Source organism: Amycolatopsis sp. NPDC031561 (genome assembly GCF_055580625.1).
Genome location: NZ_JBVILA010000001.1, coordinates 870,060 through 884,287, shown reverse-complemented (window position 1 = coordinate 884,287; position 14,228 = coordinate 870,060). Strand labels below are relative to the sequence as shown.

16 protein-coding genes and 1 pseudogene are annotated in these 14,228 nt (G+C 69.4%); 9 read left to right on the top strand and 8 right to left on the bottom strand.

The features are described from left to right. Positions 1-26: 26 nt before the first annotated feature. A pseudogene (locus ACZ5IK_RS04305) lies at positions 27-344 on the bottom strand (EamA family transporter); the annotation flags it as partial. Between the two features lie 230 nt (positions 345-574). After that, on the bottom strand, positions 575-808 hold the full coding sequence (locus ACZ5IK_RS04300) for a hypothetical protein (protein ID WP_465486498.1): 234 nt from the start codon (positions 806-808) through the stop codon (positions 575-577). 188 nt (positions 809-996) lie between these two features. Between ACZ5IK_RS04300 and ACZ5IK_RS04295 the strand changes: the two genes are divergently transcribed. From ACZ5IK_RS04295 to ACZ5IK_RS04285, 3 genes are all read left to right on the top strand, one after another. After that, positions 997-1,839, top strand: a complete 843-nt coding sequence (locus ACZ5IK_RS04295; protein WP_465486497.1) for a helix-turn-helix transcriptional regulator — start codon at positions 997-999, stop codon at positions 1,837-1,839. Between the two features lie 46 nt (positions 1,840-1,885). Beyond that, positions 1,886-3,397 (top strand): ATP-dependent DNA ligase, encoded by a 1,512-nt coding sequence (locus ACZ5IK_RS04290; protein WP_465486496.1) that lies wholly within the window; start codon positions 1,886-1,888, stop codon positions 3,395-3,397. Between the two features lie 103 nt (positions 3,398-3,500). Next, the gene (locus ACZ5IK_RS04285) at positions 3,501-4,202 is read left to right on the top strand and encodes a Pr6Pr family membrane protein (protein WP_465486495.1); all 702 of its coding nucleotides are present in this window, start codon (positions 3,501-3,503) and stop codon (positions 4,200-4,202) included. Here the strand turns inward: ACZ5IK_RS04285 and ACZ5IK_RS04280 are convergent. Together ACZ5IK_RS04280 and ACZ5IK_RS04275 are read right to left on the bottom strand one after the other, a co-directional pair. Further along, positions 4,146-5,375, bottom strand: coding sequence for an NADH:flavin oxidoreductase/NADH oxidase family protein (locus ACZ5IK_RS04280; RefSeq protein ID WP_465486494.1), 1,230 nt, complete (start codon positions 5,373-5,375; stop codon positions 4,146-4,148). The genes ACZ5IK_RS04285 and ACZ5IK_RS04280 overlap by 57 nt on opposite strands. 73 nt (positions 5,376-5,448) lie before the next feature. Then, complete coding sequence (locus ACZ5IK_RS04275; protein ID WP_465486493.1) at positions 5,449-5,823, bottom strand: YybH family protein; 375 nt, start codon at positions 5,821-5,823, stop codon at positions 5,449-5,451. Between ACZ5IK_RS04275 and ACZ5IK_RS04270 the strand changes: the two genes are divergently transcribed. Next, complete coding sequence (locus ACZ5IK_RS04270) at positions 5,815-6,225, top strand: winged helix-turn-helix transcriptional regulator (RefSeq protein ID WP_465486492.1); 411 nt, start codon at positions 5,815-5,817, stop codon at positions 6,223-6,225. The genes ACZ5IK_RS04275 and ACZ5IK_RS04270 overlap by 9 nt on opposite strands. Here the strand turns inward: ACZ5IK_RS04270 and ACZ5IK_RS04265 are convergent. Beyond that, on the bottom strand, positions 6,205-6,681 hold the full coding sequence (locus ACZ5IK_RS04265) for a DUF309 domain-containing protein (protein WP_465486491.1): 477 nt from the start codon (positions 6,679-6,681) through the stop codon (positions 6,205-6,207). The genes ACZ5IK_RS04270 and ACZ5IK_RS04265 overlap by 21 nt on opposite strands. A gap of 35 nt (positions 6,682-6,716) precedes the next feature. On the opposite strand from ACZ5IK_RS04265, the gene guaB1 reads away from it, so the two are divergent. Then, positions 6,717-8,156 carry a GMP reductase gene (gene guaB1, locus ACZ5IK_RS04260; protein WP_465486490.1) on the top strand — a complete coding sequence of 480 codons (1,440 nt, stop codon included), beginning with the start codon at positions 6,717-6,719 and terminating at the stop codon, positions 8,154-8,156. Positions 8,157-8,188: 32 nt separating this feature from the next. Then, positions 8,189-9,220, top strand: coding sequence for a glycosyltransferase family 2 protein (locus ACZ5IK_RS04255; RefSeq protein WP_465486489.1), 1,032 nt, complete (start codon positions 8,189-8,191; stop codon positions 9,218-9,220). Positions 9,221-9,248: 28 nt separating this feature from the next. Here ACZ5IK_RS04255 and ACZ5IK_RS04250 read toward each other — a convergent pair whose 3' ends face one another. Beyond that, complete coding sequence (locus ACZ5IK_RS04250) at positions 9,249-10,535, bottom strand: PhoH family protein (RefSeq protein WP_465486700.1); 1,287 nt, start codon at positions 10,533-10,535, stop codon at positions 9,249-9,251. A 729-nt stretch (positions 10,536-11,264) separates the two neighbouring features. On the opposite strand from ACZ5IK_RS04250, the gene ACZ5IK_RS04245 reads away from it, so the two are divergent. Continuing rightward, a complete protein-coding gene (locus ACZ5IK_RS04245; protein ID WP_465486488.1) occupies positions 11,265-11,513 on the top strand; it encodes a hypothetical protein in 249 nt (82 codons plus the stop codon). A 79-nt stretch (positions 11,514-11,592) separates the two neighbouring features. Here the strand turns inward: ACZ5IK_RS04245 and ACZ5IK_RS04240 are convergent, their stop codons facing one another. Further along, the gene (locus ACZ5IK_RS04240) at positions 11,593-12,369 is read right to left on the bottom strand and encodes an isoprenyl transferase (protein ID WP_465486487.1); all 777 of its coding nucleotides are present in this window, start codon (positions 12,367-12,369) and stop codon (positions 11,593-11,595) included. Between the two features lie 132 nt (positions 12,370-12,501). Between ACZ5IK_RS04240 and trhA the strand changes: the two genes are divergently transcribed. After that, complete coding sequence (trhA, locus tag ACZ5IK_RS04235; protein WP_465486699.1) at positions 12,502-13,143, top strand: PAQR family membrane homeostasis protein TrhA; 642 nt, start codon at positions 12,502-12,504, stop codon at positions 13,141-13,143. A 23-nt stretch (positions 13,144-13,166) separates the two neighbouring features. After that, positions 13,167-13,601, top strand: coding sequence for a VOC family protein (locus tag ACZ5IK_RS04230; protein WP_101610511.1), 435 nt, complete (start codon positions 13,167-13,169; stop codon positions 13,599-13,601). 5 nt (positions 13,602-13,606) lie between these two features. On the opposite strand, the gene ACZ5IK_RS04225 is transcribed toward ACZ5IK_RS04230, so the two are convergent. Then, complete coding sequence (locus ACZ5IK_RS04225; protein WP_465486486.1) at positions 13,607-13,891, bottom strand: BBE domain-containing protein; 285 nt, start codon at positions 13,889-13,891, stop codon at positions 13,607-13,609. Positions 13,892-14,228: the final 337 nt, after the last annotated feature.

Below are 14,228 nucleotides of genomic sequence, written 5' to 3'. Positions count from 1 at the left end.
ATCACCTGGGAGAACCGGAAATCCTGCATTCCCAGCAGCAGGGAGACGGCGAGACCGGAGACCGGCATCAGCCCCACCAGCACCCCGGCCCGGTCCGCGCCCAGCGCGGAAACCGCCGAATACCACAGAAGAAACGCGATCGCCGTGACGACGACCGTCAGATAGCCGAGCGCGATCAGTTCACGCCCGTCCGGCCACACCCAGGCGCCGGACGGGTCGGCGATCGTGCCGACGACCGCGCCGCCGACGCCCGCGGCGCAACAACTCCAGGTCGCGGTCGCCAGCGGCCCGAGCCTCTCGAGCACCCCGACGGCGAGCAGGGTGAACAGCGCCTCACACACCATCGCCAGCGCCGCGAGCACCAATCCTTGCCAGCGCGCCGCCCCGCCGCCGGACAGCACGGCGATCCCGAGCCCGGCGAGCACCGCCCCGGTCACCGGCGCCCATGACGGCCGGTTCCCCTTCGTCAACGGTCCGGCCAGCGCGAGCACGAGCGGCGTGCCGCCGAGGAACGCGGCGACCAGGCCGGGTTCGGCGTACCGCTGCGCGAACAGCAGGCACGCCTGGAACCCGATCATCCGGTCGCCGCGAGAGCGATCAGCGACGGCACGTCGCGCGGGCCGGGCAGCGGCAACGGCCGTCCGCTCAGGCGCGCCCACGCCAGCAGGAGCAGTCCCGCCAGGGCGTAACGCAGTGCCTGTCCGGTGATCACCGGGTAGCCGTCGAGCATCCCCGTCACCGGCACGGACGCGCCGACGATCAGCACCCCCAGTACGCCGATCGTCACGCTTCTTCGTTCGCTGACCATGTCACCACGATGTCGGCGAATTGGCCCTGGGGACAGGGCCAGAACGTGACTATCGGGCAGGGCCATAAGTCGGGGGCATCAGGGGCGCCGGTACCGAGTGGGTCGGGTTGGTCGTGCACCACCCTCCCGACGAACCTGGTCCCAGCAGGACCAGGCACCCGTCCCGCGGAATCGGGATACTTGTCGACATGACCGAGACGGCCGAGCTGGGCGACTTCCTCAAGGCACGCAGGGCCGCGCTGGATCCGGCCGACCTCGGCCTGCCGACGGGCTTCAACCAGCGGCGGGTCGCCGGGCTGCGGCGCGAGGAGCTGGCGCAGCTGGCCGGGATCAGCGTCGACTACTACACCCGCCTGGAGCAGGGGCGGGCCCGCAACGTGTCCGATTCCGTCCTCGATTCGCTGAGCCGGGCACTGCGGCTGCACCGCGACGAGGAGACGTACCTGCGCAACCTGGCCGCGCCGAAGCGCAGGCGCATCGCCCGACCCCGCGCGCAGCGGGTCCGGCCGGAACTGCAGCAGATGCTGAACGCGATCCAGTCCCCGGCGTTCGTCTTCGGCCGCTATCTGGACGTGCTGGCCTGGAACCCGCTCGGGGCCGCGCTGTCCTTCGATTTCGCCGCCTGCCCGCCCGGCGAGCGCAACATCCCGAAGATGTTCTTCCTCGACGAGCACGCCCGCGAGATGCACCCGGAGTGGGAGACCGTGGCGAAAGAGGTCGTGGCGAACCTGCGGGCCGAGAGCGGGAAGTACCCGGACGACCCGTACCTCGCCCAGCTGGTCGGCGAGCTCTCGCTCGGCAGCGAGGAGTTCCGGAAGCTGTGGGCGAAGCACACCGTGCGCGAAAAGGCGCACTCGTGGAAGGTGATGATCAACCCGGTCGTGGGTGAACTCCGGCTGCGCTACGAGACGCTGCGGCTGCCCGACGATCCGGACCAGGCCCTGGTGATCTACACGGCCGAGCCCGGTTCCACCAGCGAGCGGGGGCTCGCGCTGCTGGCCAGCTGGGTCGCGGATCCCGCGCACGCCTGAACCCGCTCGGCGCGAAACTGTCGGTGCCCGGGGTCATGATGGACCCATGCTGTTCACCGCGGTGGTGACCGCGTCGGCCGAATTGGCCGCCACGAGGTCCAGGAAGGCGAAGATCGCCACCCTGGCCGCACTGCTGCGCGCCGCCGGCGAGCCGGAGCTGCCCGCGGTGGTCGCGTTCCTCACCGGGCAGCCGACGCAGGGCCGCATCGGCACCGGCTGGCGGACGCTGGCCGAGCTGAACGCGGCACCCGCCGCCGAGCCGTCGTTGACCGTGGCCGAGGTCGACACGGCGCTCGGCACGGTCGGGGCGGCGTCCGGCTCCGGCTCGGTGAAACTGCGCACGGAGACGTTGCGGGCGTTGTTCGTCAGGATGACCAAGGGCGAGCAGGAGTTCCTGTTCCGGCTGCTGACCGGGGAGCTGCGGCAGGGCGCGCTCGAAGGGATCATGGTGGACGCCATCGCGGCGGCGTCCGAGATCCCGGCCGAGGACGTCCGGCGGGCGTTCATGTTGTCCGGGCAGCTGCCGGTGACGGGCCTGGCGGCGATGACCGGCGGCAAGGAACGGCTGGCGGAGTTCAAACTCGCCCTGGGCAGGCCGATCCGGCCGATGCTGGCGTCTCCGGCGGAGTCGCTGGAAGAGGCCGTCGCCGAGCACGCCGAGGCCCTGGTCGAGTACAAGATGGACGGCGCGCGGATCCAGGTCCACCGCGACGGTGACGAGGTCCACGTCTACACGCGGACGCTGCGCGAGATCACCGGCAGCGTCGGTGAACTGGTGGAGCTCGTGCGCTCGCTGCCTTGCACGTCGGTGGTGCTCGACGGCGAGACACTGGCGCTGACCGACGACGGCAGGCCGAGGCCGTTCCAGGAGACGATGAGCCGGTTCGGCAGCAGCCGCGACGAGCAGGTCAAGGCGTTGCTGCTGCGGCCGTATTTCTTCGATTGCCTGCACCTCGACGGCGCCGACCTGCTGGACGCTCCGCTGTCCGAGCGGAACGTGGCCTTGCGCAAGGTCGCGGGCGAGCACGTCATCCCGGGTGAGATCGCGCCCGCTTCGGCCGAAGCGGTATTGGAAGCGGCGATGACCGCCGGGCACGAGGGCGTGATGGTCAAGGACCTCGCGTCGCCGTACGCGGCGGGCCGCCGCGGGCGCGCTTGGCTCAAGGTGAAACCGGTGCACACGATCGACCTGGTCGTCCTCGCCGCGGAATGGGGACACGGCAGGCGCACCGGCACGCTGTCGAACCTGCATCTCGGCGCGCGCGACCCCGACGGCGGGCCGCCGATCATGGTCGGCAAGACGTTCAAGGGCATGACCGACGAGCTGCTGGCCTGGCAGACGAAGACGTTCCAGGAGATCGAGACCCACCGCACGGACTGGGCCGTGCACGTGCGGCCGGAGCTCGTCGTGGAGATCGAACTCGACGGGGCCCAGGTGAGCACCCGGTATCCGGGCGGGCTCGCGCTGCGCTTCGCGCGCGTCGTCCGATACCGGCCCGACAAGGAGGCCGCCGACGCCGACACCATCGACACCGTGCGTGGTCTCCTCAAGCCCTGACCGCAACTAGAGGACTAATTGCGGCGAGGAGGCGCCCCCGATCGAGTGGCGGCACCCGGTGGTGACGGGACGTCGCGGGCCGGTCACCCATAAAGTAGGCAGAATGCAGGCTTCCAAGATCGCGCGTGCCTGGTTCGGCGCGACCGCGCTGGTGGTGATCGCCGGCCTCGCCGCCCAGATCCCGGTCTCGGCGGGCACCGAGGGCGGCAGCTTCCACACCCCGGCCGGGCGGGTGGCCAACCTGCTGGCCTTCTTCACCATCGATTCGAACATCCTGGTCGGTGTCGGCAGCCTGCTGCTCGCGCTCGGTGTCGCGGGCCGGTCGACGTTGTTCGGCGTGCTGCGGCTCACCGGCCTCGTCGGCATCACCGTGACCGGCGTCGTCTTCCAGGTCGCGCTCGCCGACCTCTACGAACTGCACGGCTGGGCCGTGTTCGCCGACACGATGCTGCACAAGGTGTCGCCGCTGATGTGCGTCGCGGGCTGGCTGCTGTTCGGGCCGCGCGGCCAGCTGTCGTGGCGGGTCCTGTCCTGGTCGCTGCTGTACCCGCTGGTCTGGCTCGCCGTCACGCTGGTGCGCGGCGCGATCATCGGCTTCTACCCGTACCCGTTCGTCGATCCGGGCATCAACAGCTACGGCGGTGTCGCGTTCAACTGCGTGCTGATCGGTGTGCTGTTCATCGGCCTCGCGGCGGCCGCGGTCGGCTTCGACCGCACCTTCAGCCGCCGGGACGAGCAGGACGACTACCTAGCCCCGGACCCGGCGGAAGGCGTTGAGCGGATCCGCGACGCCGGCACGTACTAGCGTCCGCACCGCGCCGAGCCGCCGGTCCACCGGTTTCCCGGCCGCGACGCGGTGCATCTGCTGGGTGTGCCACTGGATTTCGAGCAGGCTGTCGGCCAGCCGAATCCCCGTCTTCGGGGCCTTGCGCTCGGCACGGACGTCCTCGCCTGCCAGCAGACGGCCGGGCAGCGCCGGATCGACGACCAGCGGCCTGCCGAGGCCGATGACGTCCAGCGCGCCGGAACGCAGCGCGTCCGCCATCCCCTCCGGGCTGGTGAAGCCGCCGGTGACCATCAGCGCGACGTCGGTGACCTGCCGCGCTTTCGCGGCGTAGTCGAGGAAGTAGGCCTCCCGGCTGACGGTGCTCGCCTTGCCGGAGCCCATCATGGCGGCCTTCTCGTAGGTGCCGCCGGATACTTCCAACAGGTCGATACCCGCTTCGCCCAGTTCGCGGACGACTTCGAGCGATTCCTCCTCGCTGAAGCCGCCGCGCTGGAAGTCCGCGCTGTTGAGTTTGACCGCGATCGGCACGGTGTCACCGACCTCGCCCCGGATCCGGGTGACCACTTCCAGCAGGAACCGGCGCCGTCGCACCGCGTCGCCGCCCCAGCCGTCGGTGCGCCGGTTGGTCAGCGGTGAAAGGAACTGGGAGACGAGGTAGCCGTGCGCTCCGTGGATCTGGACACCGGTGAACCCCGCCTCGACGACGGTGCGTGCGGCGACGCCGAACCGGTCGATGATCGCTTCGATCTCGTCGCCGGTGAGCGCCCTCGGCGTCGCGAACACCGAGCGGATGCCACGGTCGCCGAACGGCACCGCGGACGGCGCGACCGGCTGACGGGACAGGAAGCGCGGGCTCTGACGGCCGGGATGGTTGAGCTGGACCCACAGCCGGGTCTCGGTCCCGTCGGCCGACCGCGCCCACGGCTTGAACTCCGTCGAGTCCGGTTCCCGCGGCACCGCGACGTTGCGCGGTTCGCCGAGCGCGGCCGGATCGACCATGACGTTGCCGGTGATCAGTGTTCCGGCGCCGCCTCGCGACCACGTCCGGTACAACTCGGCCAGTTCGGTGGTCGGCCGGTTGCGGCGGTCGCCGAGCTGCTCGCTCAGCGCGGCCTTGGCCAGCCTGTTCGGCAGGAGCGCGCCGCAGCGCAGTTTCAGCGGCTCGGCCAGCAATTCCTTGGGCTCGCTCATCGCGCTTCCTCCGCCGGTTACCTACTGGGCAGTATCCCTACTCGAAGTAACATACTCGCGGTATGTCGGGTACTCAAGGCGCGCCGATACCGAAGGGGTTGTCGATCACGTAGCGCCAGAGCCCGTCTTCGCCACGGCGCGCGACGTCGGTGGCCGTCGCCGCGAGGTGCCCCTCGATCACCCAGTCGACGATCAACAACGCCAGGTCACCGGCCACGCGCACCTGCCGCGGCGTCACGATGACGGGCTGCCCGAGCGCGAGGATCATGCCGTTCGCGGCCCGGCGTTCCGCACCGGTCACCTGCACGCCGTCACGGCGGACGAACACGGCGTCCGGTTCGTAGATCGTGTCGAGGATTTCGGCGGATCCGGTGTTGAAGGCGGCCTGGAAGACGAAGGGATGCTCGGCGGGGTCGGCGGTCAAAGGCACACTGGTGGAATGCGTCATGCGGACAGCGAAACCGACCGCGAAGCAGGTCACCAAACGGAAACCTTCGACGGCGAGCTCGTCCCCGACTCCCGGGGCCGCACCCGGCGCCCGGAACCGGACTGCCCCGTCGAGGTCGCGCTCGCCGCGATCTCGGGCCGCTGGACGACGCTGGTCCTGCGGGAGCTGATGAGCGGCGCCCGGTCCTTCAGCGACCTTCGCGCCGCGTTGCCCGACCTGTCCGCGAAGGTGCTGACAGAACGCCTCGGCGACCTGACCTCGCGACGCCTCGCCGTCCGGGAGGAGCTGCCGGGCTTCCCGAGCCGGACCAGCTACCGGCTCACCCCGGCGGGGCGGGCACTGCGGCCGCTGCTGATCGAGCTGTACCGCTCCGGCTCGGCGCTACAGACCCTGTCCCAGTAGGCGAGGCGCGATCGGCTCCACCCGCGCACGCACCTTCACCTCGTCGGCCATCTCCCGCGCCCATGCCTGCAGGCCGGGGATGTCGATCCCGTGCGGCCTGGCCTGGCGGAACGGCTCGATGTTGTCCGCACCCCGTTCCAGCAGCGACGCCGCGCCGTTCCCGTTCCCCCTGGCCACGTGGGTCAGACCCACGGCGAGCTGCGCGAGGCCGCGCCAAAGCTCGCGCTCGGCCCCGTCGGTGGCCTTCCACGCGTCCTCGAACACCTCGTGCGCGTGAAACGGGCGGCCCGCGTCGAGCAGGCGCTGGGCCTCGGCGATGGTGTCCCCGGGGGCTCGCTCGATGCCCTCGGGCTGCCGTTCGACACCGTCGGCGCCGTACGGGAGCGGCCTCCCCAGACCGTCCCGAGGGCGCGCGTTGCGTGCTCGTCCGGCTTCGTCACGGTCCCGGTCGGTCATGCCGTCATTGTCCCACGCGGGTATCCTGGGGACTCGTGCGCTTTCTCGACGGGCATCGGCCCGCTCACGACCTGACCTACGACGACGTGTTCCTCTTGCCGAACCGCTCGGACGTGGAGTCCCGCTTCGACGTCGACCTGTCCACTGTGGACGGCACCGGCGCGACGATCCCGATCGTGGTGGCCAACATGACCGCCGTCGCCGGCCGCCGGATGGCCGAGACGGTCGCCCGCCGCGGCGGGCTCGTCGTCCTTCCGCAGGACGTCGACGTCGCCGCGGTCGCCGACATCGTCACCTGGATCAAGAGCCGTCACACCGTGTGGGACACCCCGCTCGTGCTGACCGGCGGAGACGCGGTGGCCGACGCCCTGAACCTGGTCGGCAAACGCGCCCACGGCGCCGTCGTCGTGGTGGACGAGGACGGCAAGCCGGTCGGCATCGTCGACGAAACGGCCTGTGCCGGCGTCGACCGCTTCGCGCGGCTCGCCGACGTCGCGGAGCCCGCGCTCGTCACGGTCCCGTTGGACACCCCGCCGCGCGAGGTGTTCGAGCGCCTGCACGCCCACGGCGGCGGTCTCGCGCTCGGCGTCGACGAAAACGGCAGGCTCGCGGGCGTCCTGACCGAGATCGCGGCGCTGCGCGCGGAGATCTACGCCCCGGCCGTCGACGGCGGCGGCAACCTGCGCGTCGCCGCCGCGATCGGCGTGAACGGCGACGTCGCGGCGAAGGCCGAAGCCGTCCTCGCGGCGGGCGTCGACGTGCTGGTCGTCGACACCGCGCACGGCCACCAGGAGAAGATGATCTCCGCGCTCAAGGCCGTCCGGTCGGTGAACCCCCGGGTCCCGGTGGTCGCCGGGAACGTGGTCACCGCGGAGGGCACGCGCGACCTGATCAACGCGGGCGCGGACGTCGTCAAGGTCGGTGTCGGCCCCGGCGCCATGTGCACCACGCGGATGATGACCGGCGTCGGCCGCCCGCAGTTCTCCGCCGTCGCCGAATGCGCGGCCGCGGCCCGCGAACTGGGCAAACACGTCTGGGCGGACGGCGGCGTGCGGCATCCGCGCGACGTCGCGCTCGCACTGGCCGCCGGCGCGTCCGCGGCGATGGTCGGCTCGTGGTTCGCCGGCACCCACGAATCCCCCGGCGACCTGCGCTACGACGAGCAGGGCAAGCCGTACAAGGAATCGTTCGGCATGGCGTCCAAACGCGCCGTCGGCGCCCGCACCCGGACGGACAACGTCTTCGAACGCGCCAAGAAGGGCCTGTTCGAAGAGGGCATCTCGGCGTCGCGGATGGCGCTGGACCCGGCTCGCCCCGGCGTCGAGGATCTGCTCGACTCCATCGGCTCCGGTGTCCGCTCCGCCTGCACGTACGCGGGCGCTCGGACGCTCGAGGAGTTCCACGAGCGCGCGCTGCTCGGCATCCAGTCCGCCGCGGGTTTCGCGGAAGGACGCCCGCTGCCCGCGGGCTGGTGATCCGGGGACCCGGAAGCACTAGGGTGCACCGGGTGAAGCGCCTGAGACGGACCGTGGCGGCGGCGGTGGACCGCCGCCACGAGGACAGCGACGTGCTCGCCGAACTGCGTTCCGTGGTCGCGGCCCAGGCCGCGGAGCTGGAGCGGTTGCGCGCGAAACTGGAGCACCACAACGCCTGGCTGGAGGACCACGACCGGGCGCTGCGGGACGGTGACGCGCGCACCACCACGGTCGAGGCCAAGCAGGAGGCCATCGGCTCGCGGCAGGAAGCGCTCGACGGCTGGCTCGGCGGCCACGACACCGCCTTCGAAGGCCTTCATCTCCGGACAGGCCGACTCGAAGCGGCCCGCGCCGTCCAGACCTTCACTCAGTGGCTCGAACCGCTGGAACTCGCTGCCACCCCGAAGATCTCCGTCGTCCTGCCCACGCACGATCGCGCCGGGCTGCTGCCCCGCGCGATCGAGTCGGTCCTCGCGCAGCGGTACGAGAACTGGGAACTGATCGTCGTCGACGACGCCAGTTCGGACGCCACGCCCAAGGTCCTCGCGGCGCTCGAAGACCCGCGTATCCGCACGATCCGCGTGGCGCACAACAGGGTCAGCGCCGCACGCAACGCCGCGCTCGCCGTGGCGACCGGCGACGCCGTCGCCTACCTCGACGACGACAACACCATGCATCCCTTGTGGCTCAAGGCGTTGGCGTGGGCGTTCGGCGAGCACCCGGAGATCACCGTCGCGTACGGCGCGTACGTCATCGACGACGTCGAAGGCCTGCCGGAGCTGTTGCTGAAGCCGTACAGCCGCGAAGCCCTGCTCAAGGAGAACCTCGCCGACACCGGCGCCGTCGCCCATCGCGCAGGCCTGGCGAAAGCCCGCTTCGACGAGTCACTGGTCGAAATGGACGACTGGGATCTCCTGCTGAGCCTCACCGCCGATCGCGAACCGCTCGTCGTCCCGGCGGTCTCCTGTTTCTACTCCACGGCGGCGCCGAACCGCCTTTCCCACGGTCCGAGTCACGAGGCCGATTCCGCCTCGGTGCGAAGGAAGCACGGGGAGTCCCCTTAGGACTGTCCCAAGAGGACTCCCCGACCGGCTATCCGTGGTCCTCCAGCATCTCGGTGACCAGCGCCGCGATCGGCGACCGCTCGGAACGGGTCAGCGTGACATGCGCGAACAGCGGATGCCCCTTGAGCTTCTCGATCACCGCCGAAACGCCGTCGTGCCGCCCGACCCGCAGGTTGTCGCGCTGCGCGACGTCATGCGTGAGCACGACCCGCGAAGCCGTGCCGAGCCGCGAAAGCACGGTCAGGAGCACGTTGCGCTCCAAGGACTGCGCCTCGTCGACGATGACGAACGTGTCGTGCAGCGACCGGCCGCGGATGTGCGTCAGTGGGAGCACCTCGAGCATGCCGCGGTCGAAGACCTCGTCGAGGACGTCCTGGCTGACCAGCCCGCCGAGGGTGTCGAACACCGCCTGCGCCCACGGCTGCATCTTCTCGCTCTCGGAACCGGGCAGGTAGCCCAGTTCCTGGCCGCCGACCGCGTACACCGGCCGGAACACCACGACCTTGCGGTGCTGGCGGCGTTCCATCACCGATTCCAGCCCCGCGCAGAGCGCGAGCGCCGACTTACCGGTACCGGCTCGTCCGCCCAGCGAGACGATGCCGACATCGGAGTCCAGCAGGAGATCCAGCGCCACCCGCTGCTCGGCAGACCGGCCGTGCAGGCCGAACGCCTCCTTGTCACCCCGCACGAGCCGGATCCGCTTGTCCGCGGTGACCCTGCCCAGCGCGCTCGAACTGCCCGCGAGCAGCCGCAACCCGGTGTGACAGGGCAGCTCACCGACCTCGGGCATCCCGAATTCCGCGGGATCCACGGAAGACCCGCTGAACAGCGCGTCGACCAGGGTCTGCGGGACGTCCACATCCGCCATTCCCGTCCAGCCCGAGGGCGTCACCTCCTGCGCGCGGTACTCGTCGGCTTCGAGGCCGACGGCGCCCGCTTTGACGCGCAGGGGGATGTCCTTGGTCACCAGCGTGACCGACGCGCGTTCCGCCGCCAGATTGAGCGCACAGGCGAGGATGCGGTGGTCGTTGGAGTCGGTGCGGAAGCCGACCGGGAGCACCGTGGGGTCGGAGTGGTTCAACTCCACCTGCAGGGTGCCGCCGTGCTCACCGATCGGGATCGGCGCGTCGAGCCTGCCGTGCTGACGACGCAGGTCGTCGAGCATGCGAAGCGCTTCGCGCGCGAACCACCCCAGTTCGGGATGGTGACGTTTCGCCTCCAGTTCACTGATGACGACCAGCGGGAGTATGACCGCGTGTTCGGCGAAACGAGTCACCGACCAGGGGTCAGAGAGCAGGACCGACGTGTCGAGCACGTAAGTGGACCGCTGGGATTCGGGCGAGATCGAGGCTTTCTCCGGGCCAGGGGCACCGGTCGAAGAACGGCCAGAGGCCTTGCGGGGTGAACGCTGCGCAGTCACGACGGCATCTCCCTCGTGGGCGTGGCACCACGCCCGCACTCGCTGGGCCGGGCACCTCCCTGGCTAACCGCTCCTTCTGACGCTTTCCGCGTCAGTCGGCACGGCCGCGAGGGCCGGGTGCCGGCCCCCTCGTGCATCCACTGGGCGGCTGTGCCGCCCTGTCGACAACTGCCACGACCAGGGCCTCCCGTGAGAGTCCGCATGGGACGCGAACCCTCACTTTCGGAAGGTACCTGCGTCGGGGCGATCGCGCAGGCAGCCACCACGGTGATTCGCCAAACCGTCATCTCACTGTCGGTCGCGTGACATCAACGCCTGGTCACCGTCACGGTGCGTAGTGTCGATCACCATTCAGGGACGCTCGTCGATGTGACCCGGATGGATTAACGCGACAGAGGGCGTTCGCCTGATCGAAATCCGGGTTCTACCACGGTCGGTAGCGGAGCGCATTTTGTGTCCGAGACAGAGAACCGTACCGAGTGAAATGAACCTTTTTCGGCTCACACAATGGGATTACGAGGCGGTCACAACACTTGAATAGCGAGTAATTTTCTCACTGCGGGACACACCCACCGGAACTCCGTGCCCCGTTCACCTGAATATCTCTACCAAGGAGTGTGCGCAGTGCTGAAGAAGGCTGGTTTCGTTTCCGCCGTCGCCGCGGGTCTCATGATGGTCGGCGGAACCGCGTTCGCCGCGACCGGTGACACCACCGGTACTCCGGACCCCACGTTCGGTGACGCCTACAACACCTTCATCGAGGGCGGTGGCGCGCTGGGCTATGGCGCCGCTTCACTGGTCGCCGGCGCCTACGCGGGCGTGGCCACCACCCCGGCTCTGATTCTCCACTCGCTGGAGCACCACCACCACTGATCTTCAGCGTCGACGACGAAGGCCCCGGAAGTGCACTCCGGGGCCTTCGTCTTGTCCGAAGTCAGGCACCTCGAGAACCTCAGGAACCGAAGCGCCGATGCCGCCACGCGTAATCACGCATGGCGCGGAGGAAATCGACCCGGCGGAATGCGGGCCAATACGCTTCAGTGAACCAGAATTCCGAATGGGCCGATTGCCAGAGCAGGAATCCGGAAAGCCGCTGCTCACCCGAGGTGCGGATAATCAGATCCGGATCGGGCTGGCCCGAGGTGTACATGTGTTCGGAAATGTGGTCGACGTCCAGGATCTTCGCGAGCCCGCGGATCGAGGTGCCCTCGTCGGCGTGCTGGAGCAGGAGTTTGCGGACCGCGTCGGCGATCTCTTGACGCCCTCCGTAACCGACCGCGACGTTGACCTCCATCCCGGAACGCCCCTCAGTGCGCTCCGCGGCCGCGCTGAGGGCCTTCGCGACCTCCGGTGGCAGCAGGTCAAGGGCTCCCACGATGCGGAGCCGCCACGGCGTGTTCGGCGCGGCGAGTTCGTCGGTGACGTCGGTGATGATCTTCAGCAGGGGGCTCAGTTCCTCGGCCGCGCGGCCGAGGTTGTCGGTCGAGAGCAGCCACATGGTGACGACCTCGACGTCGGCCTCGTTGCACCAGCTCAGGAAGTCGGCGATCTTCTTGGCGCCGGCGCGGTGGCCGTCGGCGACGTCGGTGAAGCCCGCTTCGCGCGCCCAGCGACGGTTGCCGTCCAGCATGATGGCGATGTGGCGTGGATGGCGCCCCTTGGCCTGCTGGATCAGGCGCCTGCCGTAGGCGCTGTACACGACATCTGACAAGAAGGACCGAAGACTCACGCCAGTGGAGAGTAGTCACCCCACGGGCCTCAGTGGGACGCGCCACGGAGACTGGTAAAAAACCTACGGTGCCGTAACCTGGACGGAGTGAGCGTAGAGTCCGAACAGCAGCCGTCCGGCCCCGCGCCCTTGGTGGACACGCGTCCGCGCCTGCGTGGGCACATCCACTTCTGGTCCTTCTTCGTCGCAGTCGCCGGCGCCGTGACCCTGATCAGTCTAGCCGCGTCCACAGTGTCGCCTATAGCCGCTTTGTCCACTTCGGTCTATGGGCTGACCGTGCTCGGTCTCTTCGGCGTCAGCGCGCTGTATCACCGTCGCTTGTGGAGCCCACGAGCATACGAATGGATGAAGCGCGCCGACCATTCGATGATCTTCCTGTTCATCGCGGGCACTTACACGCCGTTCACCCTTCTGGCGATGTCCCAGCCGACCGGGTACATCGTGCTGGCGATCGTGTGGGGCGGCGCGGTCGGCGGCGTCACCCTGAAGATGCTGTGGCCGAACGCGCCACGCTGGCTGGGCGTGCCGATCTACATCGCGCTGGGCTGGGTCGCCGTCTTCGTCCTGCCCGAACTGGGCGCGCACGCCGGTGTCGCGGCGCTCGTGCTGCTCTGCGTCGGCGGGCTGTTCTACACGCTGGGCGCGGTGTTCTACGCCGTCAAGTGGCCGAACCACTTCCCGGAAACCTTCGGGTACCACGAGTACTTCCACGCCTGCACGGTGCTGGCTGCCACCTCGCACTACGTCGCGATCTGGCTGGCGATGTACGCCTGACATCTCGCCACTAGGGTGAGGTGATGGGGACGATCAGGCAGGTCCAAATCACTTTCGACTGCGCGTCGCCCGAGCGCGTCGCCCGGTTCTGGTGCGAGGTGATGGGGTACGTCGTACCGCCGCCCCCGGAGGGCTTCGCGAGCTGGGACGCGTACAACGACTCGCTGCCGCCGGAGGACCGGGACAAGGGCTTCGTCTGCAGTGATCCCACCGGGGCGGGCCCGCGGATGTACTTCCAGCGCGTTCCCGAGGGCAAGGTCGTCAAGAACCGGGTGCATCTCTGCGTGCGGGTCGGCACCGGGCTCGTGGGCGCCGAACGCCTCGCCGCCCTCGAAGCCGAGCGCGATCGGCTGATCCCGCTCGGCGCGGTCTGCGAACGCGTGATGCTCGCCGACGAGGAGAACGAATCCTGCATCGTCATGCAGGACATCGAGGGCAACGAGTTCTGTCTCGACTGAGCGGTTCAGACCCCGAGCGCGTGGGTGAAGACGTTCCGCGGATCCCATCGCGCCTTCACCTGCCGCAGACGCGGGTAGTTCCCCTGGTGGTACAGCGTCTGCCAAGGCACGCCGGACGTGTTCCAGGCCGGATCGGCCAGGTCGACGTCGGGATAGTTGATGTACGAACCGTCGCCGACCGGCACGCCACCGGTCGACGAGTAGACGTCCCGGTAGAACTCCCGCACCCAGGCCAGGTTCGCCGTGTCGTCGGACGGCTCCAGCCAGAGTGAGCTGTAGACCGCCTTCATGATCGCCCCGCGCTGCGCGATCGCGGTCGCCTCGGGGGAGACGGCGCGTGAAGGACCCCTTCCCTCGGCTCAGCCGAGGAAACGCGACCTTCACACCTTCCCCGACTACATGAAGGCCGAGCCAGGCCGGTGGTGGCGTAGTGGGTCAAGCCTCGTGAGTGGTAAGGACGGTTAGAGCCATCCTTACCACTCACGAGTTTGAGGACTCGCCGATCCGAGTCGTCGCGAGGGCCGCGCCAGCCAGCCCGAGGCGTCGCGAAAGCCACTTTCGCGACACCTGATGTCCCGAAAGTGGCTTTCGCGACACCCGAAGCCGACAAGGGGGTGGGCAAGCAGC

Bases quoted from the DNA above. Each gene is read 5' to 3' on its own strand.
- ACZ5IK_RS04280 (WP_465486494.1), bottom strand. From the start codon at position 5,375: ATGAGCGAGCCCAAGGAATTGCTGGCCGAGCCGCTGAAACTGCGCTGC.
- ACZ5IK_RS04290 (WP_465486496.1), top strand. From the start codon at position 1,886: ATGCTGTTCACCGCGGTGGTGACCGCGTCGGCCGAATTGGCCGCCACG.
- ACZ5IK_RS04295 (WP_465486497.1), top strand. From the start codon at position 997: ATGACCGAGACGGCCGAGCTGGGCGACTTCCTCAAGGCACGCAGGGCC.
- ACZ5IK_RS04265 (WP_465486491.1), bottom strand. From the start codon at position 6,681: ATGACCGACCGGGACCGTGACGAAGCCGGACGAGCACGCAACGCGCGC.
- ACZ5IK_RS04285 (WP_465486495.1), top strand. From the start codon at position 3,501: ATGCAGGCTTCCAAGATCGCGCGTGCCTGGTTCGGCGCGACCGCGCTG.
- ACZ5IK_RS04270 (WP_465486492.1), top strand. From the start codon at position 5,815: ATGCGTCATGCGGACAGCGAAACCGACCGCGAAGCAGGTCACCAAACG.
- ACZ5IK_RS04230 (WP_101610511.1), top strand. From the start codon at position 13,167: ATGGGGACGATCAGGCAGGTCCAAATCACTTTCGACTGCGCGTCGCCC.
- ACZ5IK_RS04300 (WP_465486498.1), bottom strand. From the start codon at position 808: ATGGTCAGCGAACGAAGAAGCGTGACGATCGGCGTACTGGGGGTGCTG.
- ACZ5IK_RS04225 (WP_465486486.1), bottom strand. From the start codon at position 13,891: ATGAAGGCGGTCTACAGCTCACTCTGGCTGGAGCCGTCCGACGACACG.
- ACZ5IK_RS04275 (WP_465486493.1), bottom strand. From the start codon at position 5,823: ATGACGCATTCCACCAGTGTGCCTTTGACCGCCGACCCCGCCGAGCAT.